This is a genomic window from Clostridium autoethanogenum DSM 10061 (assembly GCF_001484725.1).
Lineage (GTDB): Bacteria > Bacillota > Clostridia > Clostridiales > Clostridiaceae > Clostridium_B > Clostridium_B ljungdahlii.
The window spans coordinates 1,771,841-1,795,015 of sequence record NZ_CP012395.1 but is presented as its reverse complement, the minus strand read 5'-3'; the positions used below and the strand labels follow the sequence as shown (position 1 = coordinate 1,795,015).

At 30.4% G+C, this 23,175-nt stretch carries 24 protein-coding genes and 1 tRNA gene; 23 read left to right on the top strand and 2 right to left on the bottom strand.

Features of this window, described 5'->3' with window-relative positions; all coding sequences use genetic code 11:
• Positions 1 to 169: 169 nt before the first annotated feature.
• A complete protein-coding gene (locus tag CLAU_RS08060) occupies positions 170 to 1,102 on the top strand; it encodes a metal ABC transporter substrate-binding protein (protein ID WP_242832296.1) in 933 nt (310 codons plus the stop codon).
• A gap of 46 nt (positions 1,103 to 1,148) precedes the next feature.
• Positions 1,149 to 1,224, top strand: a tRNA-Trp gene (locus CLAU_RS08055).
• Positions 1,225 to 1,334: 110 nt separating this feature from the next.
• Here CLAU_RS08055 and CLAU_RS08050 read toward each other — a convergent pair.
• Both CLAU_RS08050 and CLAU_RS08045 read right to left on the bottom strand, forming a co-directional pair.
• On the bottom strand, positions 1,335 to 2,525 hold the full coding sequence (locus CLAU_RS08050; protein WP_023162396.1) for a tyrosine-type recombinase/integrase: 1,191 nt from the start codon (positions 2,523 to 2,525) through the stop codon (positions 1,335 to 1,337).
• 31 nt (positions 2,526 to 2,556) lie between these two features.
• Positions 2,557 to 3,357, bottom strand: coding sequence for a helix-turn-helix domain-containing protein (locus CLAU_RS08045; protein WP_023162395.1), 801 nt, complete (start codon positions 3,355 to 3,357; stop codon positions 2,557 to 2,559).
• 163 nt (positions 3,358 to 3,520) lie between these two features.
• Here CLAU_RS08045 and CLAU_RS08040 point away from each other — a divergent pair, with 163 nt between their 5' ends.
• The 21 genes from CLAU_RS08040 to CLAU_RS07945 all read left to right on the top strand — a co-directional run bounded on the left by CLAU_RS08040 (position 3,521) and on the right by CLAU_RS07945 (position 23,008).
• On the top strand, positions 3,521 to 3,709 hold the full coding sequence (locus tag CLAU_RS08040; protein ID WP_023162394.1) for a helix-turn-helix transcriptional regulator: 189 nt from the start codon (positions 3,521 to 3,523) through the stop codon (positions 3,707 to 3,709).
• 26 nt (positions 3,710 to 3,735) lie between these two features.
• Complete coding sequence (locus CLAU_RS08035; RefSeq protein ID WP_023162393.1) at positions 3,736 to 3,951, top strand: hypothetical protein; 216 nt, start codon at positions 3,736 to 3,738, stop codon at positions 3,949 to 3,951.
• A 172-nt stretch (positions 3,952 to 4,123) separates the two neighbouring features.
• Positions 4,124 to 4,315, top strand: a complete 192-nt coding sequence (locus tag CLAU_RS08030; RefSeq protein ID WP_023162392.1) for a helix-turn-helix transcriptional regulator — start codon at positions 4,124 to 4,126, stop codon at positions 4,313 to 4,315.
• Between the two features lie 35 nt (positions 4,316 to 4,350).
• Positions 4,351 to 4,563, top strand: coding sequence for a helix-turn-helix domain-containing protein (locus tag CLAU_RS08025; protein WP_023162391.1), 213 nt, complete (start codon positions 4,351 to 4,353; stop codon positions 4,561 to 4,563).
• 31 nt (positions 4,564 to 4,594) lie between these two features.
• Entirely contained in the window at positions 4,595 to 5,509 is a 915-nt protein-coding gene (locus CLAU_RS08020; protein ID WP_023162390.1) for a DnaD domain-containing protein, read from the top strand.
• Between the two features lie 134 nt (positions 5,510 to 5,643).
• Entirely contained in the window at positions 5,644 to 6,522 is an 879-nt protein-coding gene (locus CLAU_RS08015) for a hypothetical protein (RefSeq protein WP_023162389.1), read from the top strand.
• A 78-nt stretch (positions 6,523 to 6,600) separates the two neighbouring features.
• Positions 6,601 to 6,903 carry a hypothetical protein gene (locus CLAU_RS08010; protein ID WP_023162388.1) on the top strand — a complete coding sequence of 101 codons (303 nt, stop codon included), beginning with the start codon at positions 6,601 to 6,603 and terminating at the stop codon, positions 6,901 to 6,903.
• An 18-nt stretch (positions 6,904 to 6,921) separates the two neighbouring features.
• Positions 6,922 to 7,389 carry a hypothetical protein gene (locus tag CLAU_RS08005; RefSeq protein WP_023162387.1) on the top strand — a complete coding sequence of 156 codons (468 nt, stop codon included), beginning with the start codon at positions 6,922 to 6,924 and terminating at the stop codon, positions 7,387 to 7,389.
• Positions 7,390 to 7,587: 198 nt separating this feature from the next.
• On the top strand, positions 7,588 to 8,820 hold the full coding sequence (locus CLAU_RS08000; protein WP_023162386.1) for a hypothetical protein: 1,233 nt from the start codon (positions 7,588 to 7,590) through the stop codon (positions 8,818 to 8,820).
• Positions 8,821 to 9,022: 202 nt separating this feature from the next.
• Positions 9,023 to 9,361, top strand: a complete 339-nt coding sequence (locus CLAU_RS07995) for a hypothetical protein (protein WP_023162385.1) — start codon at positions 9,023 to 9,025, stop codon at positions 9,359 to 9,361.
• Positions 9,362 to 9,777: 416 nt separating this feature from the next.
• The gene (locus CLAU_RS07990; RefSeq protein WP_023162384.1) at positions 9,778 to 10,731 is read left to right on the top strand and encodes a hypothetical protein; all 954 of its coding nucleotides are present in this window, start codon (positions 9,778 to 9,780) and stop codon (positions 10,729 to 10,731) included.
• Between the two features lie 427 nt (positions 10,732 to 11,158).
• Positions 11,159 to 11,695 carry an RNA polymerase sigma factor gene (locus CLAU_RS07985; protein WP_081650150.1) on the top strand — a complete coding sequence of 179 codons (537 nt, stop codon included), beginning with the start codon at positions 11,159 to 11,161 and terminating at the stop codon, positions 11,693 to 11,695.
• Positions 11,696 to 11,735: 40 nt separating this feature from the next.
• A complete protein-coding gene (locus CLAU_RS20025; protein ID WP_023162382.1) occupies positions 11,736 to 11,900 on the top strand; it encodes a YvrJ family protein in 165 nt (54 codons plus the stop codon).
• A gap of 83 nt (positions 11,901 to 11,983) precedes the next feature.
• Positions 11,984 to 12,208: a DUF1659 domain-containing protein gene (locus CLAU_RS07980; protein WP_023162381.1), complete on the top strand. Its 225-nt coding sequence runs from the start codon at positions 11,984 to 11,986 to the stop codon at positions 12,206 to 12,208.
• A gap of 34 nt (positions 12,209 to 12,242) precedes the next feature.
• Positions 12,243 to 12,482 (top strand): DUF2922 domain-containing protein, encoded by a 240-nt coding sequence (locus CLAU_RS07975; protein WP_023162380.1) that lies wholly within the window; start codon positions 12,243 to 12,245, stop codon positions 12,480 to 12,482.
• 52 nt (positions 12,483 to 12,534) lie between these two features.
• A complete protein-coding gene (locus CLAU_RS07970) occupies positions 12,535 to 13,215 on the top strand; it encodes a peptidoglycan recognition protein family protein (RefSeq protein ID WP_023162379.1) in 681 nt (226 codons plus the stop codon).
• Positions 13,216 to 13,402: 187 nt separating this feature from the next.
• Positions 13,403 to 13,636, top strand: a complete 234-nt coding sequence (locus CLAU_RS07965; RefSeq protein ID WP_029170161.1) for a TIGR04540 family protein — start codon at positions 13,403 to 13,405, stop codon at positions 13,634 to 13,636.
• 20 nt (positions 13,637 to 13,656) lie between these two features.
• Positions 13,657 to 16,758, top strand: coding sequence for a DUF499 domain-containing protein (locus CLAU_RS07960; RefSeq protein WP_023162377.1), 3,102 nt, complete (start codon positions 13,657 to 13,659; stop codon positions 16,756 to 16,758).
• Positions 16,758 to 17,327, top strand: a complete 570-nt coding sequence (locus CLAU_RS07955; RefSeq protein WP_023162376.1) for a DUF3780 domain-containing protein — start codon at positions 16,758 to 16,760, stop codon at positions 17,325 to 17,327. The genes CLAU_RS07960 and CLAU_RS07955 overlap by 1 nt, the downstream gene beginning before the upstream one ends.
• Before the next feature lie 17 nt (positions 17,328 to 17,344).
• Positions 17,345 to 20,290, top strand: coding sequence for an anti-phage-associated DUF1156 domain-containing protein (locus CLAU_RS07950; protein ID WP_023162375.1), 2,946 nt, complete (start codon positions 17,345 to 17,347; stop codon positions 20,288 to 20,290).
• A 21-nt stretch (positions 20,291 to 20,311) separates the two neighbouring features.
• Entirely contained in the window at positions 20,312 to 23,008 is a 2,697-nt protein-coding gene (locus CLAU_RS07945) for a phospholipase D-like domain-containing anti-phage protein (RefSeq protein ID WP_023162374.1), read from the top strand.
• Positions 23,009 to 23,175 lie beyond the last annotated feature (167 nt).

Below are 23,175 nucleotides of genomic sequence, written 5' to 3'. Positions count from 1 at the left end.
TGTGTCAATAAATACTTATGAATAAGCAATGTGAAAAATAAAAATTATTTGCAAAACAGGTATTGTGATTTGCAATGTTAAAATACATTATGTAAAATGTATTTGTTATGAGTTAATTTATCAATAACAGATAAAATGATATACTTTGATTTGCATTCTGGATAGGAAGGTGAAAGACTTGAAAAAAGTATTGAGCTTAATTATGTCTTTTTTAATAATTTTTATTGTTGTTGGATGCAATAGTAAAGAAGAATATAAAAGTAATAGCAAGCTGCAGGTAAGAAATAATATACAATTAAATATAGTTACTACAGATAAATTTTTATATAATATGGTAAAGTCTATAGTAGGAAACAGACATGTAGTAGAATATATGTTTAATGATAGAAAAAGTGAAATGAATTTTAAGTTTACTGAAGACAGTGTAAATAATGTATCTAAAAAAGATCTATTTTTTTATGTAGGTGCAGATTATGAGCCTTGGGTAGATACTTTTGTGGACAAATTAAATAAAAGTAAGGTTGGAGTTATAAATGTTTCAAGAGGAATAAATCTTTTATCTTATAACAGAGTAATAAAATATAACAATACAATTTTAAAAGATAATCCTTATTATGTTAACAATATAGATAATTACAGGATAGCACTTATGAATATTAAAAACGCACTTGAGGATAGGGATGCTAAAAGTAGAGATTTTTATGAAAAAAATTTTTCTGAAACTTTGAATAAGTTAGATAGTTATAAAAAAGACTTAAAGTCAGTAGATGGAGAATTGAGTAATTACACTTTTATTGTTATAGAAGATGAACTTATTTATTTTGCAAAGTATAATAATTTGAAACTTTTAGATGTAAGTCCAAGGGAAGATAATAGTATAATGCCTTTGGATTCAGCAGGTCAAAAAGATTTAGAACAAAAATTAAAAGACAATAAGGTAGTTCTTCTTTATAATAATGATGCTGTAGTTAAAAGTAATGAAGAGTTGATAAAAATTTATAATATAAAAACTTCTAAAATAGAAATTTATAATGGGGATTTTAACTATGAAGAAACCCTTAAACACAATATAAATAGTCTAGAAAATATTTATAAAAAATAAAAAGCTTGCATTTTATTAGTTTATATTATATAATTATTAACGTCTTAGGGGTATAGCTCAATTGGTAGAGTGCCGGTCTCCAAAACCGTAGGTTGTAGGTTCGAGACCTACTACCCCTGCCAGATATCAATGCTTTCACGATTTCGTGAAAGCATTTTTTATATGAAATAACACAACCGTAACACAACCCAGAAAAAAATATATAAACACAAATAAAAAAAGTGCCCTAAAACTATAGGGCAAATAAATGATTAATTCTATCAACTGCTTTAATTTTTTGCTTAGGTAAAACATGAGTATAAATATTAGCTGTAGTAGAAATATCTGCGTGACCCAAAAGTTCCTGGACTGTTTTTAATGGAACATCTGCTTCAAATAATCTTGTAGCATAGGTATGTCTCAGTGCATGAAAATTTCTATAATCTATTTTTGCTTTTTTTAATGCTCTCTCATAACTTCTAGTTAGATTCCTTGTATCGGTAGGTTCACCTAATTCATTAGGAAAAACTAAATCGTTATTTACATATATATCGCCGCTTTTAAGCTTTTCTTCTAGCTGCCTTTTCTTATGTTTCTTCAACTCTTCCATTATATTTAGAGGTACAGGTATAGTCCTCTTACTGCTTTTAGTTTTAGGCTCCTGTTCTATTATTGCAGTTTTATTTTCCGCTGAATTTTCTATATTAATTTTAGATACTCTTTTAAAAGTTCTCTGAACTTTAAGCTCATTATTTTCAAAATCTATGTCAGACCACTTAAGAGCTACTACCTCCCCTATCCTCAAACCTGTTCCAAGTACTAATATAAATAATGCTTTATTTCTATGCTCTTGTATAGATTTCAAAAATTTTTCTTCTTCTTCTAAAGTAAATATTTGAATTTCTTTTTTATCAGTTATCTTAGGCAGTATTACATTGTTACAGGGATTAATTATAATATAGTTTTCTTTAACTGCCTGATTTATGGCAGGCTTGAGCATTTTATTTATTGATTTTATAGTATTTGGAGTTTTGTGCTTATCTTTTACTAGCGTGTTATAGTAAGCCTGTATATTGGTTGATTTTAAATCTTTTAGCTTTCTCATACCTATTTGAGAATTAAGTATGTAGTTCTTATATAGGCTGTTATATTCCGCTAATGAAGAAGGTCTTAAATCATTAATTCTGTATTCATAAAGCCATATTTTAATCCATTCCTGCAGGGTTATCTTCTCATCACAGGGAAGAAGTCCCGCAGCGGATTTATTCATATATTCATCTTTCTTTTTTATAGCCTCCAGCTTTGTCTTTCCATAAAACTGTTTTCGGACAAGCTTTCCAGTATCATCCCGGCCTATAGTAATTGTAGTTCTCCATCCCTTTAGAACTCCATCTTTATAATATTTTTGTACGGAGCCTTCACCATTTGCTTTTTTAGAGGGCATATTAACACCTTCCTTCACATGTAATAGAGAATTATTTGTGATTGTCACCTGTGTATTTTGATGTATTTAGTACATCATTAACTAAATCTGTAAAAGCTTTCTTTAAGTGTTTTGAAAAATAGTTTTTATTAAGGTCATTTGTACTTGTATACTCTAAAATTTCATCTTTAAGTTTTAGAGTAGATGGGGCATTGCAGAACAAAACGAGATCTTCAAGTTTATCTACTATTGAATCAAGACCTATTTTTGTAAGAGCTTTAAGTTTGTTTATATCTTTAAGTGTATCCATGGATATAGAATCTATGTATTTAAGGTCCTGAAGGGAACTTTCTGTGTTATAACATAAAACTTTATTCTCCATTTCATCATAAAAACTTTTCAGTATATCTACAGCTTTAGTTATGAGATATAGAAAATCTAAGTTTATTTCATACTGCTTTTTTTCATTATTAAAATTTGTAAAAATATCAGAAGTATAATTTGAGAGCAAAAAATACACTGCCTTTTTCATATTGTCAGGGTAATTTTTTATAAGTTCTTCAATGTTTTGCTTTGAAAGATATTTAGAAAAATATTCAAAGTTAATTTCATCTATACTTACAGAATTAGTTTTACCAAGAAGGTAATCTGTCGGAACGTCAAAATACTGTGCTATTTTTATAAGCATTCCAATTGACGGGTCCCTGCCGTTCTCCCAGTAAGATATAGTCTGTGTATATATTTTAGAATTACTACTTAAGTCCGTATTGAGTTTATTTAATTCATCTGCTAGTTCCTTTTGAGTTAAACCTTTAGACTCACGGAGCTGTTTAAGTCTATCCTTAAATTCCATTTTATAATCCTCCTATGAGCATAGTATATCATAAAATCATTAAATTTATAAATAGGTTATTCATAAAATTATTGACAATCATCAAAGTAGTGATACAATTAAATTATAAAATCAACAAATTAGTAAAAAGATATTATCATTAAAAGGGGGAGCGGATGATTATATGTTGTACAAATTAAAGGCTAAAAGGGTTGAAAAGGGGATAAAGCAGATAATACTTTCAAAGCAACTTGGTATAACACCTCAGTATTTAGGAAAAATAGAAAAAGGCGAAGTTGAACCCAGGAGAGATCTGATGAAAAAGATAGCAGAACTTTTAGGGGAAGATGTGAAGGAACTGTTCTTTAAATAATATTTATTGGGGCTGGAGGGATTGAAATGGAAGAGTATAAAACAGCCGACAGGATGAGACATGATAAGAAAAAAGTAATGACAGTATCTCAATTTATGGAGGAATACTGCATAGGGCATAACAAAGCATATGAGTTAATACACTGCAGGGATTTCCCTGTGGTTTTCTGCGGTAGAAAAGCACTTATCATAAGAAATAAAGTTGATGAATGGTTTTTAGGACATTTAGGTGAGAAATTTTGATAGGTATGTTTCTTTATAGTTTATATGTGACAGATGAAATGTTTTTAGTCAGAATATTGAAAATAATACAGAAATATCTTACAATGAAATTATAAATATAGAAATAATGTTATATTATGTCATTGAAGATAGTCACATTAGAATATTGTTTAATAATTTTTAGGTGATGAGTATGGGGGTAAATTATAAACTTAAGTCTCTTAGAATTAGAAATAATGTAACTGAAAAGGAACTTGCATATATGCTGCACATGAGTATATCTGCATACAGCCGTAAAGAAATAGGAAGCAGGAATTTCACTATTGGAGAGGCTGGTAAACTTGCTAGATTTTTTAATACTACAATAGAGGACATTTTTTTGTGATAGTTACTTTTATCTTATAATATGGGGGGATCTATATGATTAAAGAAAGACTCAATGAACTTCCACCGCTTATAACTGTAAAAGAAATGGCACAGGTACTTAGGATAGAAAGAAGTACTGCTAACGAAATTATTTACAGGGAAAACTTTACTATAATTATGCTTAAATCCAGGAGGACAAGAATAATTAAAGAGGAATTGATTAACTGGCTTGAAAATAATACAGCCAAATATAAATTTAATGGGTAGAATGGGCATTATTAATTTTTAGGAGGTTATTATGATGGCTAAGTACAGGCAGCTCCATACTGATTTCTGGAATGACGGATTTGTTTTAGATTTAACTCCCGAGGAAAAGTTTTTTTACATATACTTGATGACTAACTCGAACACTACCCAGTGTGGTATTTATGAGCTTCCTAAGCGAATTATAGAAACTCAGACTGGTTACAATAGAGAAACAGTGGACAAACTGCTTCTCAGATTTCAGGAGTATAAAAAGATATTTTACCTGGATGAAACAAAAGAAATAATGATTCTAAACTGGATTAAATACAATAAACCAAATAATTTAAATGCTGTAAAATGTGTCAATAGAGAACTTAAAAATGTTAAAAACAAAGAATTTGTTTCACTATTTTACAAACAGTGTCTTAATGAAGAACTGGATATTGAAAGTATTTTTGATGGAATAGAGATAGAGAATTCTGCTGATTCTGAAAATGAAGCTGCTAAGGATTTAAAAGAGCCCCTTACAAGCCCCTTGGAAGGGGCTTGTAAGGACCCTATAAGTAAAGAAGTAATAAATAATAAACAAAAAATAATAAATAATAAGCAAGAAGTAAGGAGTAATAAGAGTGCAGGTGAAGCGGAACCTTTTGACACCTACAGTACTGTGCTGGCATTTTTTGAGGAGAACATACACTCTGCAGGGGAAGCTGAGAAGGAGAAACTGCGTATGTGGAGCGGTGTTATGGAGTGTGATGTGATTATCCTTGCGGTTGAGGAGGCTTTAAAGTACAATGCCAGAAATATAAATTATGTGGGTAAGATACTGAGAAGCTGGAGCAAGAGAGACTTAAAGACTGCTTGTGACGTTAAGAAGTATAAGAATATACGGGATCAGGGGGAAAAGTGCAGACAGTATGATTTTAAGGAACTTGAGAGGCAGCTGCTTGGATGGGGTGATGGATAATTTATACTTTTTGGGCTATTATGGTGTTAAAGGCTGATTTAGTATATAAGAATGTTAATAGAAATAGTAATTTAGAGAGCACTTAATTATGTATTATTACAAACAATTTGATTTATTGAAAGAAAGGAATGGTTATGATGGATAATGATTTTTATAAAAATATTATTACTCTGTTAGAAAAGTCAGATATAAGATTTCGCACAACAGAAATTAGACCAATAGAAGAAAATGAAGGAATAAAGACTGTTAGTATGAATTTTAGTGACGTTTTAAGGTCTGGTCAAACTCAATTGGCTAAAACTCCAGCAATCTCATGCTTAATCGTTTTTACATTGTTTGATGCTTATATAGAAAATAAATATAGTATGGATCCTGGAATATCATTTAAACAAAAGTATAATCAAGTGCCTTTTATTACAAATCAAAACATAATTGAGAAAGAATGCTATAGACTGATGAAAACAATAAGAAATGGATTTGTTCATAATATAAATGCTATTATATCTCAAAATGATTTATTTCATTTTAATTATAGCAGTCCACAAGGAACCAATTTTAACCTTGATATTTCTTCGGATAAACTTGAACTATTATATTCTATTATTCTGATTTTAGTAAAGGGAAAGTATGAAATTGCAACAGATGGACATTTTGAAAATGTAATATGTACGTATTATAGTGATTTAAAAAGCTATGTTGATACGAATGGTAATTTTACTGATGACGGAAACATGGGTGCAGGTTCAGTCACTTCCTTTAACCTGATGCCAATTTCATCTTATGTACATTTTAACACAGTAGTGAGATATCCAATTGTAAGCTCAAATTATGATATAAGTGAAGGTAGAATAAGAGTAAACATAAAATCAATATCTGATCCAGGATATAAGAGGTATTCTACTGATTATTGCATCAAATATAATAACAAAGTGTATATTATTCCACAAGAAATTTTAGATCCTAATAATTCATTATCTATATCGGATTTATCAATATGGGAATTTAATAAATAGATTTATATATACAGCATAGTTTAAGAATAATACAAAATTGTCAAATTAAAATTTAACAGAACGGATGTGTTACTAATTGTGACTTATATTGCAGAAGATGATTTTTTAAACCTATGTATGGACAAATATAATATTTTTATGAAGGATAAAAATTGGAAATATGATTTTAAGGAAGAATTTCCTAAGAGTTTTGATTCAGAAGCTTCTTGGTTATCACAATTTATTTTCAAAAAATTGTTTGAGTATAAATTTAAAGTGTATATTGAAGGAATCTCAAAGATATCAATGGAAATGGATGATTCAATAAAATTTTCATTTGATTTAATGAATAATCCTAAGCCATCATCAAGAGACTTTTATAGAATTGGTTCAAATGCATAGAAACGATGTCATTCTCTTTTGGAGGAGTGGAAAGCTATTAGCTATACTATCGGAAATTTTGCACCTATTCCTAACCTGAAAGAGAAGGGAAGACATTTACAGCAAATACATAGAGATAAAAATGAGCGATGGGATTTTTTGTTAGATTATTGCCGAAAAAATTGGAAGAAATATTCATGCAGTTCTGCAATTTCTTATAATGAATATATGAAGTTAACATGCCAGCAGATATATTTTCAAGAAATCTACGATGATCTTTTCGAAAAAAAACTTAATAACAGAAAGTTGGAAGAAATTCATGCTCAAGAATACTGTGAATGGATAGAAGAATGGAATAAGATGATTGATAAGAAAAATGATTTGACGTTACTTTCTTTTGGAAAAAAGAGTACAGAAATGAAAGACATAGAAGATATAGTCAAAATTATATGCATTTTAATACAGGTAAGAGGTTATATGATTTTGGCGGCTCTTAGTAAAAGGTAATATAAGATTCTAGTTGCTGAAGAACACACATAAATTCCAATTTAAGGATGAGTACTATAAATAGTACTTTGGCAATTGGATGCGACATAAGGTATATTAGCAAATTCGCTGCGCTTATTAGAAATAAGCTAAACAGCATATTGTATTAAGTTGTTGGTGTGCTACTATGTTAGCGTTTATTAGTTGGAGGTGATGAGATTGGCTGGAGGAATAAGAAAAAGTGATAGAATAGCTAAGCAAGGTGAAAGTACACATATTAAAAATGGAGAGACACCAGTTCCTTCTTTAGATAAAGTACTGCCGAAGATTGGAAAAGAATCTATTTCAGCAATAGAAGTAGCAGTGTACTTGAGTCATCTTAGAGGTTTAAAAGAACCGGATTGTATTGATGAGAAATGCATACGAAGATATATTAATAAGCTATGCAAAATGAGTCATGGAATATTGAAGGCTAGTGAATTTAGAACTGGAGACAATAATGCATATGAATTTAAACCAGAATACCATGATATTTTAATTGCTTTATTTGATACAGACTACTTCGGTGGAAATAAAAATGATAAGAGAATTGAAGACAGAACTCAATTACATGCTCAAATTGCTCATAATATTGGTAAATATGTGAAGGAAAAGGATAAAGCAAAGATACAGAAGGATCCTTCTTATTTGAATGCTAATTTAGAAGCGAAGCTCATGCCAATCATTACGAATGAGCTTACTTGCATGCTTAATTTAATGTATAATGCTGATCCGAGCATCAGATATCAGTATATGTTAGAATGTATGGACAGGTTAATTGGAATTCGTAGATGGATGAACGAATGGAATGAACGTATAAAGATTATACGTAGATTATTTGCAAAGAATGATGCAGAACAAATTAAAATGGCGGATGATGGTGAAGGTCCATTTAAAAATGATATGATTGATATGCTGATGATTAAGGTTTTGGATGCGCGTAGAAAAAATGAAGAATATCATTATATTACAGAGAATGAGGAGCTATCATACCCGGCAACATATCTTGCAGTAAAGCAATATGATATTTCAATGTTAACTGAACATGAGCTGTATCAGTGGTTTGCACAGGCTGAGAGAAATGTATCTAGTAGTATGAGATATAAGTCAATTATGGCCAAATTAAATATTGTTTTAGATAAAAATGATTTGCTGGAAGGAAAGATATTAGATTCTCTTGATAAAATTGTTAGATCAGAAATTGTTGCTTCTTGCGCAGATGTAACACCGTATGACTATAAGAAGTTAATACGTTTTACCGAAGACAGTATACGAGAGGATAAAGAGAAAATCCGAGATATCTGTGATGAAAAAGTGGATGTAAAACTTGATAAAGAAGTATTGAATGAAATTATGGCTATTAAAGATAGAGTAGAACGAAAAAAGAACGCTGGACATAGTACTCTAAAATAATTGTCCGATGACAATACAATGAATAAGTTGTATCTTATAATTACCAAAAGAAATAAGGAGGATTTTGAAATAGAAAAATCTAAGCCTATACTCACACATAACATTTAAGAAATAAATTTCAGTTTAGGGTTCAGTAATGTAAATAGAAATTTGTCGAACAGTTCTAACTTACATATTATCAGTATTAGTGGAGGTGTTAAAAATGAGTGAATGTAAAATAATTAACTCAAGGTATATTTCATCAGAAAGTATCACATTTCAAGGAGATTGGAGAAAAGCACAAAAATATAAAGATAAAGGATATAATGTTAAGAATTTGGGGAAAGGAAATGGCAATTGGATTGCTACCAAACCAGCACAAACTTTATTTTTATTGAAACATGGGGACGAAAAAGAAGAAGTTGATTTGAGGTATGAAATAAAAGATTTTTATGATAAAAAAAATATGACAGAATCGTTGTTTGAAAAATTTAGGAATCAAGTTAATGAAGAGAAAATTGGAATATATTTTTCGGAAGATAACGGATTCACTATAAAATAATAATAAAGAGAAAGACACCTAAAGGATATACAATGTCCCTTTCCACAAATTGCTGGCATTGTCTATTCTGATTCCAAAGGTGCAGAAAATGAGAATCTTGCGAATCCCCACAAATTCCAATTTAAAGTTGAGTACTATAAATTAGTAATTTGTAGAAAAGTTTATTTATAAACAGAAATTTGTAACAATACATTACTTGTGAGAGAGACGTTTATATGTTTCGAGATTCCAGTTGAAGTAAGTGTTGACCTTATTTCATTCTTGAGTTTAGGAATAAGAGTGGCCTTATGGATATTTGAAATAATGCAGGTGGTCTGGGAGTTCTTGGGGTCAGAGCCTCTTATATGACAGGAAGATGAACAATAATAAGGTGCCCTTGTTCGATTTCCAAAACACCATGAAGAAAGGAGTGCGCTATGTCAAAAGAAAAAGTATTTGGGACTTGTGCATTGTGCCAGAAAGAAAATGTTGAATTGATGCAAAGTCATATTATCCCTAAAGCAGTATATAAAAGAGCAAAGACTTTTGAAAATTCTAGGTTCCGTAGTTTTTATGAGCCGAAAAAGATTTTTCAGGATGGGGAAAAGAAGCCCATGCTTTGCCATGATTGTGAAGAGTTTTTTAGTAAATATGAGACGAAATTTGTAAATCAGTTTTTGGATAAATATTTGAAGAACCCTTTTGATAACCTTCCAGAGGTAAGCAAAGATACTGATTTCTATGCTTTGACAGTTGCTTGGAGAATTCTATATGATGACTTGTATGTACAGCATTCATATCAAGATGACAGTGAGAGAGCTTATCTAGGGGAGTACGAGCATAAACTGAGAAGATTTCTCTATGAGAGGTATTTAGATGAAAACCCAGAAGAGAGTGTTGCAAAACCAACTTTTGAAATGCCTGATTTAAAGGGTAAGTGCTTTGGTGAAATTATTGCAGAGATTGAAAAATACGAAAAAAGTAAATTACCCGAGAATATATCAGAAGTCAAAAATTATATGTATACTTTGAGTGAATTGGGGTTTTCGGATGTTGTGAAATTGTTTGATTTCATGATATGGGGGTATTCATTTTATACTCCAACAAGAACAAAGTATTATATAATATCAGGATATAAAGACTTGGTTATTGCTACAGTTTATCATAGGAAAAGGAATATTTTAATAACAGGCGATTGGAAGCTATTAAGAAAAGCTGGTTCATCAGAAACAGTGGTGAAAAAAGATCTTATTGATGAAATGAATGTGCTAATAGATCAAATCAGAAAAAGATATCCAGAAGTACAAAAAAAGTTAGATGAAAACGGGTTGAGGGAGAAAATTTCCAAAAGATATGAAAATCAGAAAAAGCAAGATTATGAAGAGCCTTGATGGGTATTATTCAAAATGGAATTAGCTATGTGCTCTATAATATAGTACTTATATAATGCAATGCTAAGTTGCTAAATTTCAATTCAATGAGATGAAATAAATGAGCATAGAAGCAATTTACAATAAGAGGAGTATATGAAAGCATAAATCTAAAGAAATGCCAATAGATATTCTTAATAAAATATTTGATGCTATAAGAACTGGTTGGAGCTGTATCACTTGAATATCCTGATGAGAAACTAAATCCAAGACCGAGAAAGACACCGGATAGAACTATAATGATACTTAGGACTAGTTCTTTATTGCTAGAGCAAAGTATTTTAGTTTTGAGAATACATTAGGATAAAATTTAAAAATAAATGTTTTCCATTATGTCAAAGAATGGTTAGCCACTGCCTTTTTACCTGTATAATCAAATAAAAAGGCGGTGGTTACCATAGAAGAGCTTGTTAGAAAAGCCAAATCCGGCGACAAAAACTCCATGGATTCTATCATTGCAAAATTCAGCTGCTTCATAATAAAAAAATCATGTAAATACAATATTCCTTCCTATGACTTTGATGATCTAGTGCAGCATGGCTACCTCTCTGTAATAAAAGCAGTAAAACTCTACAAAATTGGGAAAGGATCTTTTACAACTTACTGTACAAATTCCATAGTAAATAACTTCAATGCCCTTTTAAAACGCCATATAAAGCACTTTAGAGAAGTACAGGATGAAGGGGTGCTGTCAATTCAGCCCTATGACTTTACCCTTGAAGATGAAGTTATTGCATTTGATCAGGCAGAAAAGATAACACTTGCACTTTGCAACCTTCAGGATATAGAAATAAAAATAATTAAATCCGTGTACATGGAAGGCAGGACACTTAAGGAAACCGCTGAAATGCTTAACATAAAATATAGACATGCTATAGAAATAAAAAAATCTGCCCTAAATAAACTGAGAAAATATCTGAAATAGCATATATATTTTTATAATGGCAAGAGGGAGGGTGATATTTATGTATGACCAGCTGGTTAGTTTAATCAGCACCGTAGGGTTCCCAATAGCAGTTAGTATATATCTGCTCATAAGGTTTGAAAATAAGATTGACCTTTTAGTCAAATCTATTGAAGACTTAAGAGAAGATATATCAGCCGTTATAAAAAACCAGGAGAAGAAATAGGTAAAAGCCTATTTCTTTTTTTCTGCACTAATTTTAAGAAAGGCATATATATAAGTAAAAGTTAAAGAAAGGGGAGAATTGTTATGGCAGCAAAGTCAACAAAGCTTTCAAGTACGCTTTCTATTGTAGAAAAGACAGGGCTTAACAAACAGGGTAAAGAGATACTTAAAAAAGTTACACTGGGCAAGATTGCAATGGATGCAGCAGATCAGGATGTATATGATGTAGTAAAAGCTGTAGGTGACATACTTACTTATCCTGTAAATGAGATTCAAAAAGTGGACAACACCGTAATTACTAACGCCTAGTAAGTGGGCAAAAATCAGGAAAGGAGGAGTTTAAATGGCAAACAGACTTAATATGAGGTTTACTACAGAGGAGGAAGGCAAATATTTTTCTCTGAGTGTAGACAATGTAAAAGAAGATGCAAATGGACAGCCTTCAGTTACCAAGGAACAGGTTATATCTCTCATGGATCTTATAATTGCAAAGAAAATATTTGTTACTAAGAATGGTGCATTGGTTGGCAAGAAGGATGCTAAGGTTGTAACAACAGACTCAAAAGAATTTGAAATGAAATAGATCATAAAGGTCCTGCAGATGTGCAGGACCTTTAAATTTTGGAGGTGGCGTTTTGAACATAATAAATTCTAATCTAAGTTTTAGGAGTAATTTAAGCTGGGGCAATAATCCAGAAGCAGTTGTGCTCCACCATGCGGATGCAAAAGTGTGCAGCATAGAGGACATCCACAGGTGGCACCTTGAAAATGGCTGGTGTGGCTGTGGTTATCACTATCTTGTAAGGAAAGATGGTACTATATATACGGGAAGAAATGAAAAGGCTGTAGGTGCCCATTGTCCAGGATATAATTCCAAATCTATAGGAATATGCGCTGAGGGAGATTTCAACGTTGAGGCTATAGGACAAACACAGTATAGTGCCTTATTAGAATTAACCCGCTCCATGTTAAGTAAGTATGAAATAAGTAAAGTATATGGACATAGGGAGCTTTATTCTACAGACTGTCCTGGAGAGAATTTTCCGCTGGACAGGATAAGGAATGAGGATGCAGTAAGCGGTGGTAAATTAATTTACCCTGGATACCTTATAAGAATGAATCCTGGTTTGGAGGATAGTAATGTAAAAGCTGTTCAGGAAAAGCTTATGAGTAGAGGTTACAGTGTTGGAAGATGCGGTGCTGACGGATTCTTTGGAGGGGGTACCCTTAAGGCTGTAGAGAATTTTCAGAGAGACAGCGGACTTGCAGTTGATGGCATTGTTGGAGTTAATACATGGAATAAGCTGTTTGGATAAATTTGAATAAATAAAGAAAGTCTAAAATGGAACCTATAATATAGACATTATTATATAGGTTCTTTTTTTATAAAATAAAATAGAAAGATTACGTAGAGATTTCCCTTCTTTTATTTTGTTTCTAATTAGAATATAATTAGAATATAAAAGTAATATAAAAATAATATAAAAGTTGGTGAAAATTCATTTGAAAGTTAAAATGTTTTACAAAAACCAGGTGGAAGTTGCCAATGCTTTGTGTAAAGTTATAGATTGCTACTGGAATGATGAACTTGAAGAAAATGTTATGATTGAAAGTATAAAAAAGATATTTGAAAATAATAAAGAAAAAATAATAAAAGAAAATAATTATACAACAATCATTAAGCAAAAGTGTGGGAAAAAAAGAATTGAGTTGATTAAAAAAATAGCTAAGATATAAGACTGTATAGGGGGATAGTTATGAAGACATTATTTGAATTATGCAGACCAAGAGAAAGTGTATTTAGTGAAACAAAAAGGGATGATGTATTAAATTTATCTGATTTAGTTGATAATAGAATAAATCCAAATGATTTTTTTGATGAAAATTTCATAACTCAGGGTATGAATATACTATTTGAAACTGCTTTTAGAAGATTTAAAAGACAAAATTCAACATCAGTAATTAAATTAACACAAGCTATGGGTGGTGGAAAAACTCATAACATGATTGCATTAGGATTATTGGCAAAATATCCTGAGTTTAGGGAAAAAATAATGGGCCAAAACTATAAAAATGATTATTTAGGAAAAATTAAAGTTGTTGCGTTTACAGGTAGAGAAAGTGATGCACCTTATGGAATATGGGGCTCTATTGCTGAACAGTTAGGGAAAAAAGAAGTATTTAAAGATTATTATTCACCTTTAGCAGCACCAGGAGAAAATGCATGGATAAGATTACTTCAAGGGGAACCTTTATTAATACTTTTAGATGAATTGCCACCGTATTTGGAAAATGCTAAATCAAGAATGATTGGAAATTCAGATTTATCAGTTGTTACTACAACGGCATTATCAAATTTGTTTTCAGCACTTGGAAAAGAACAACTTTCAAACGTGTGTCTTGTGATTTCTGATTTGAAATCTACTTATGAATCGGGAAGTGAATTACTTCAATCTACATTTAAAGAACTTGAAAATGAAGTTAATCGTTCAGCTTTAGATATAGAGCCAGTTGGAAGTGGATCAGATGAAGTCTATTATATCCTTAAAAAAAGGTTATTTAAAGAAGTTCCGGATGATAATGAAATTAATGATGTAGCAATGGCATATAAAGAATCGGTTAATGAGGCTAAACAAATGGGATTTACTAGTATGTCAGGAGATCAATTATATATAGCAGCAAAAGATTCATATCCTTTTCACCCTTCGATAAAAGATTTATATGCTAGATTTAAAGAAAATCCAGGATTCCAGCAAACTCGTGGCCTAATTAGATTAATGAGACAAATTGTAGCACAGCTATATACAGGTGAAAATTGTAAGGCTAAGAGTAAATACATGATAAATGTTTTTGATTTTGACTTAAATGATAGAAATATGTTAACTACTGTAACGCAGTTAAAACAATCATTAACTAATGCAATATCTCATGATATAGCATCTGGAGGAAATGCAATTGCGGAACAAATTGATGCTGTATACGGAAAAAATGTCGTTCAGGATGTTGCTAAGTTGATTTTAGTTGCATCTTTAGCGGATGTTCCGCATGCGTTACTAGGGTTATCTCTATCTGAAATTATAGGAGATTTATGTGAACCTAAAAAAGATATAACTGGTATAAAAAAAGCTTTAGAAGAATTTGAAATGAAAGCATGGTATTTAGACCACGATAAGGATGGAAGGTTATTTTTTAAAAATACTAAAAATATGATTGCTCAAATGCAATCATTGGTAGAATTGTACAACAATGAACAAGCTAAAATGGATTTAAAAAAATTATTAAAAGAAAAGTTTGTACCATCAACTAAAGATTGTTATCAAGAAGTGGAGGTATTCCCTGCTATTGATGAAATAAATTTGTCTATAGATAAAGTGACATTGGTATTATTCGAACCATATAGTGGTGCAAAGATTCATCCAGATTTACAGAAATTCTATGATTCAACCCCATATAAAAATAGAGTTATGTTTTTATCAGGTAAAAGAGATACTATGGACAGGTTATATAAAGCTGCAAAAGAACTTAAGGCCATACGGACGATAATAGCAGATATGAAGGATGAAAAAGTATCTGAGTCTAATCAACAATATCAAATAGCCTGTGATATGGAAATAAAGAAGATTATGGCAGTACTTGAATGTGCAAGACAGACATTTGTAACTTTATATTTCCCTAATAAAAATGGAATAGCTGAAACATACTTTTTAATGCAATTTAAAAGTAGCAAATATAATGGTGAAGAACAAATAAGACAAGCATTAAAAGATAAAATGAAATTTACGGAAGATAGTTCAGGAGAACTATTTATAAAAAAATGTGAAGATAGGCTTTTTACAAGAAAAGAAATGACGTGGAATGAAATTGAGGAAAGAGCGGCTACAAATACTTCATGGCAATGGCACCATTTAAAGGCTTTAGAAACTATAAAAAGTGAGTGTATTAAAAAAGATAGATGGAGAGAGCATGGAGGATATATAGAAAAAGGACCTTTTGAGAAAGATCCAACGAGTGTTAAAATTCAAACTATAAATGTAAATTATGAAACTGGAGAAGCAACATTAAAAATATTTCCTGTTTATGGAGATAAGATTTACTATGAAGTTGGAGGAATTGCAACAACAGCATCATCACGGGTTGATAATCTTATTAATTTTAAAACACATGAAATAGAGTTGTCTTTTTTATGTATTGATTCTTCTAATGAACATCCTACTGGAAAAGCTGTTACATGGAGAAATCAGGTGAAAATAAAATACAAGATAACAGATAAAATAGATGGAATATATTTAACTCTTAGATCACATCCTAAAGTAATAATTAAATATACGACAGATGGTTCAAATCCTAAAGAAAATGGTGGAGTTTATGAAGGTGAATTTATGATTTCTGAGAATACTGCATTTGTTGAAGCAGTAGCAGAATATAAGGAAGAGTATTTTGAAACTGAGACTATAAAGATTGATAGAAAGAATAGGAAAGAAATTAATATTGATAATTCAAAGCCCCTAAAATTATATAAAGACTTTAATTGTAAGGATACAAATGCGACATATAAAGATATTGAATCTTTAAAAAAATTTAATGCAACAATACGGGACATAGAAATCAATCTAGTTAAAGACGAAAATAGTGAAGAAGGTTGGATACAATTATCTATGGATAAAAGTACCAAGGTTGATTTGAATAAATTATGTCAAACTATAGATAACTTAAAATCTTCATTTATGAATGATACAAAGGCAAATATAAGTTTAGATTATAATATTGTTGAGTTTAACAAAGGTGAAGAATTTATAGATTGGGTCAATGAAAAGGGATTAAGTTTATCAGAATTTAGAGAAACGGAGATAATACAATAATGGCAGAAAAAAAGTCAGCAATTGGTTTTGGCTTTATTCCAGAAGAATCAAAACATCATTTTTTAGTTATTGTACCAAAATCAAAAGATGGCAATGTTATGGTTTATGAAAGATTTCGTTGGGAAAATGATAGAGTAGTTCAATCTGTAAATGAAGCTATTGATAAACCTAAAGCACAAATATCAAAACATAAATGGAAGTTAATACAAGAGACTTTGAAAAAAGAATTTAATGATAGATTAAAAAAACAAAACATTGTAGTTGGAAGGTGGAAAACCGGGCAGATACCCATTGAAAATCTTCTTGGCAAAGAAATGCTGCTATTAATATGGGCAATAGAAGATAGTGACCCGAGTGTTATACCAGTAGCCATTAGAAATTGGCTTGGACTTGAGCCTGAAGAAAGATGGTGGCTTTTCACAATGGCAAATGGAGCAACAGGTGGGTTATATGATAGAAAAGGTTGGAGAAAAGCTATAAGATATGCTTTAACAGAAAATCCAATAGATAATAAAAAACAGCATCAAGAGGATTTATTTGAATTTTTGTTTAATAAGAAAAACGAGTAATTTAAGGAGAATACTATATGTCTTATGATAAATCATTTATAGAAGTACAATTTCCAGTATCCAAAATTTCAAAAGAAAGCTATAAAGAAAGAAAAGCAGGGAGTAACCAGACCCTTACTGGACTCGGAAAATGGTGGGGAAGAAAGCCACTAATACTTGTAAGAGCTGCAATTTTAGGTATATTGCTTCCTGTAACTGATAATCCCAAAAAAGATATGGAAATATTTTTAAAAATATTAGCCATGGACAACAAAGGCTTAGAGTTAAGGAAGAACAAACCGATTTCGACTAGAGAGTTATTAAAGAATGCAGAATCAGATGAAAAGCAAAAATACTTTATTAATGAAAATGACGAATATTTGGCCAAGTATAAGAAAGGTATTTCAAAAGAAGATAAAGAAAAACTTCAAATCAATATATTTAATAGGCTTTCTTATGATGAAAAACTTAAATATTGTTTAAGGACTGAAGAAATAAATAATGAAGCCGTTATTGAATGGAAAGAGATTAATGAGTATCTAGGAACTAATGTCGGAAATATGCAAGAATTAGTTAAAGAATTAGGTATTAAAAAATTTGGAAAAATTCCAAGGGTTGGGGATTGCTTTTGTGGAGGGGGAAGTATACCTTTTGAAGCTGGAAGGATAGGCTGTGATGCGTATGGTTCAGATTTAAATCCGTTGGCAGGTCTTTTAACATGGGCAGATTTAAATATTTTGAGTAAATCGGATGAAGAAGTAAAAAAATTAAAAGAATTCCAGGAAAAAGTATATGATGATGTTGCAAAACAAGTTGAAGAATGGCAAATTGAAGAAAATGAAAAAGGATGGAGGGCAAAATATTATTTATACTGTAATGAAACTATATGCCCCGAATGTGGATGTAAAGTTCCTCTGTCACCTAATTGGATAGTGAGTAGTAGCTTTAAGACTATTGTAGTATTAAAATATAATGAGCAAAATAATGATTTTGATATTATCATACAAAATGATGCATCAAAGGAAGAAATGAAAAATGCGAGAAATAATGGAACAATACAAAAAGGAAATTTAATTTGTCCTCATTGCCATAAAAAAACACCTATTTCATCAATAAGAAAAGATAGAAAAATTGAAGATGGAAGTATTGAATACGGATTAAGAAAATGGGACAAGCATGAGTTTATTCCAAGAGATGATGATGTTTTTACAGAAAGATTGTATTGCATTAAATATATTGAAAAGTTCAATACAAAAACATGGGAAGAGGTAATGAAGAAACCTGCTCCAGCTATAGATGCGTATTATGGGAAAATACATTATGTTGCACCTGACAAAATGGATTTAAAAAGGGAGGAAAAGGTTAAAAATTTATTGAAAGAAAGGTTTAAAAAATGGCAAAATCAAAATATTATTCCTAATAGTGAGATTGAACCAGGATATAATACTAATCAAATAATAAGAGAAAAGGGATGGAAATATTGGCATCAATTATTTAATAATAGACAATTGTTGATATTGGGTTTATTTCAGGAAGTAATTATCAAGTGTAAGACTAGCCGAACTTGTAAATCTTTTTTTTTGTTAGGGCTTAATAAAATTCTAGATAGAATGTCTAAATTATGTATGTGGCATACTTCATATGATAAAGGAGAAACAACGTTTTCAAATCAAGCTTTAAATGGATTATATGTTTATGCAACTAGAGGATTGAGTACACTATATAATCCGTGGATTTTAAATATAAGAAATAAAGAATTTAATAGTGATTCAATAATAAAGTTGAAAGACGCTAGAAATATTGAAGAAATCTGCAACATATGGATAACAGATCCTCCATATGCTGATGCAGTTAATTATCATGAACTTTCAGAGTTCTTTTTATCATGGGACAAAAGGATGATATTAGATGTATTTCCGGATTGGTATACAGATAGTAAAAGAGTATTGGCAATTAGCGGCACGGGAAAATACTTTGATGAAAGTATGATTGAAATTTATAGTAATTTAGCTAATCATATGCCTGATAATGGATTGCAGATAGTTATGTTTACACATCAGGATGTTAAAATATGGGCAGAACTTTCTATGATCCTTTGGTCGGCAGGTTTACAAGTAACTGCAGCGTGGAATATTGCTACAGAAACGGATTCAGGCGGGTTAAAGGATGGAAATTATGTTAAAGGAACAGTACTTTTAGTATTGAGAAAACAGACTTCAAATGAAACTGCATATTTAGATGAACTAAGTTCAGAAATTGAAACTGAAGTTAAAAATCAAATAGATAGCATGAGAAAATTAGATGATAAAGAAGATCCTAATTTTAGTGATCCTGATTATTTGTTAGCGGCATATGCAGCATCACTTAAAGTTCTAACATCCTATAAAAATATTGAAGATATAAATGTAAAATATGAACTCTCAAAATCTAGAGATAGTAAAGAGGTTTCACCAATAGAAAAAATCATTCATGGTGCAGTCAAAATAGCGTATGATTGTCTGATTCCAAATGAATTTGATAGCTTTATATGGAAGACTCTTATACCTGAGGAAAGACTATATTTGAAAGGAATTGAACTTGAAAAGCAAAATGTATATAAAATATCAGCATATCAGGAATTGGCACGTGGTTTTGGAGTTAATGATTATAGTGAAATGTTGGCAAGTAAAAAAGCAAATTCAGCGAGAGTAAAAACACCTAAGGAATTTGATATGAAACATTTAAATGATAATTCAGCTTTTGGAAATTCACTTATTAGAAATATTTTAGTATCTATACATATAGGATTAAAAGAAGAAGATACTGTTAAAGGTAGAAATTGGCTTAAAACTCAAGTAAACAATTACTGGGATAAGAGAGAAAGTATATTGAACATTTTAGATTATTTATCTAAAACTGAATTTATAGGTAATATGAAACAGTGGAAGGAATGTGCCCATGAAGCATTTATGCTAAAAAATTTAGTTGAAAATGACAGTATATAGTTTAAAATGGGGGGTATTAGTTTGCTTAGAAGATTTTCTTCAAGAAGACAAAAATTAGATAGGGCATTTTTAAATGATAAGTTAAAAGGGGCTAAAGCTTATGATAGGATAGCAGGATATTTTAGTTCTTCTATTTTAGAATTGGCTGGTGAAGATATTAAAAGTATGGAAGGACAAGCTAGAGTAATTTGTAATTCAAATTTAAATAAAGAAGACGTAGCTACAGCTGTGTTGGCTAAAGATGCTATTAGAAAAGAGTGGTGTGACTTTAAATTAGAGGAAATACCTTTTAAGTCCACAACTAATTTAGAAAAATTGTACAATTTATTAAAAAGTAAAAAATTGAAAATTAGGGTATTACCAAATGCATATTTTGGTTTGATCCATGGAAAGGCTGGAGTTATTACTTTAAAAAACGGTTTGAAAACTTCATTTATAGGAAGTATCAATGAAACATTTTCAGCATGGAAATTAAATTATGAATTACTTTGGGAAGATGATTCCGATGAATCGGTTAAATGGGTTCAGGAAGAATTTAATGCATTATGGAATAGTCCTTTTTCAGTTCCTATTTCAGAATTTGTTATAGATGATATTGATAGAATATCTAAAAGGACGAAAATATCATCTGTTGATAAGTGGAAAGAAAAATCAAATCCTGCATCTGTTGTTGTTGAATCACCAGTTTATAGAAAAGAATTTGGATTATGGGAACATCAAAAATATTTTGTAAATCTTGTGTTTAACGATCATAAAAAATCTTATGGTGCAAGATATATACTAGCTGATATGGTTGGACTTGGTAAAACTATACAATTAGCATTATCTGCGCAATTAATGGCACTTTATGGAGACAAACCAATATTGATTATTGTTCCCAAAACTTTAATGTGGCAATGGCAAGAAGAAATGAATAATTTACTTGACATGCCGTCTGCTATTTGGTCAGGTAGAGAATGGATTGATGAAAGTGGTTTAAAATATCCATCAGAGGGAAGTAAATCTATTAAAAAGTGTCCTAGAAGAGTTGGCATTATATCTCAGGGATTAATTACTGCCAATTCTGAGTGCGCAGAGTATATTATGTCAATGAATTTTGAATGTATTATAGTAGATGAAGCACATAGAGCTAGAAGAAAGAATTTAGGCAGCGACAAAGAAAATGAAAAACCTCAGTCTAATAATTTAATGAAATTTTTACTTAATATTTCAAAAAAAACAAAGAGTATGCTCTTAGCAACAGCTACACCTGTTCAAATGTATCCTATAGAATGTTGGGATTTATTAAATATTCTTTCTCAGAAAAATTCAAGTGTTCTAGGCGATAAATTTAGTAAATGGAGATGTAATCCAGAGAAGGCAATGAATTTAATTATGGGGAAAGAAAAACTTGAAGGATTAAGTCTTGAAAATTGGGAATGGCTAAGAAATCCATTTCCTTCAAAAGAAGAAGGAGAAATGACTTTTGGCAGGATTAGAAGAAAGTTGCATATGAGTGAAGATGACTTCGTAATTAATCCAGATGTTTTGAATGATTTAAAAGGAACTCCTGAAGAAAGAAAAATCGGACGTATTATAGATAAAGGTTTTATTGAAAATCATAATCCTTTTATAAGACATATTGTAAGAAGAACTAGAGATTTTTTAGAGAATACCATAAATCCAGAAACAAATGAACCATATTTAAAAAAAATAGAGGTTAAATTATTTGGAGAAAAAGAAAATGAAACTATATTATTACCTGTATATCTTAAAGAAGCTTATAGTTATGCAGAAAAATTTTCAAAATTACTTTCTAAAAGGTGTAAAGGAGGAGGATTTATCAAAACATTATTGTTAAAAAGAATAGGAAGCACTATGGTGGCAGGAGAAAATACAGCTAAAAAAATGTTGCAATGGGGAATATTCTTTGATGATGAAGATGATGAGGATATTAATGTAAAGGAAGAAGGCATAAAGGATTTAACTGATGATGAAAGAGATTGTCTTAAAAAGTTTATTAAAACTATTGATATAAATAAAGAAAGAGATCCTAAGTATGATTTAGTTTATGACTTATTAATTAATAAAAATTGGAAAGATAAAGGGTGTATTATCTTTTCTCAATACTATGATTCAATTTATTGGGTCGCAGAAAATTTATCAAATGATATAAAAGGAGAAATAATAGGTATATATGCTGGCGGAGAAAAATCAGGAATAATTGTAGATGGAATATATACTAAAAAAACAAAAGAAGAAATTAAAGCAATGGTTAAGAAATACGAAATAAGAATTTTATTGGGAACTGATTCTGCATCCGAAGGGTTAAATTTACAAACACTAGGTTCATTGATAAATTTAGATTTACCATGGAATCCTACGAGGTTAGAACAAAGAAAAGGTCGTATTCAAAGAATTGGTCAGGTGAATGATGTTATATATATTTATAATATGAGATATAAAGATTCTGTTGAAGATAAGGTTCATGATATGTTGTCTGAGAGGTTAGAAAATGTTTATGATATATTTGGCCAGATACCGGATGTTTTAGAAGATGTATGGATACAAGTTGCATTAGATGATATTGAGCAGGCAAATAGAATTATTGATGAAGTACCTAAAAGTCATCCATTTAGTCTTAGGTATGAAAGTGGTGTTGGAAAAGTTGATTGGGAAAGTTGTGCAGAAGTGCTTGATAGTAAAGAAAAAAGGAAATGTTTGATGAACTCATGGTAATAAGTAGCAATATGTATTAATAAAAAATTATGAGAAAGTTTAGAAACAAAGTATTGGAAAAGATTATTTTTTTTAATGGAAAGGTGTTAAGGAATTACTTTATTTACAGCAAGCCTTTCTTTTATTTTTTAAATTTTTGGATCAGTTTTCATTTATTAAAAAGGAAT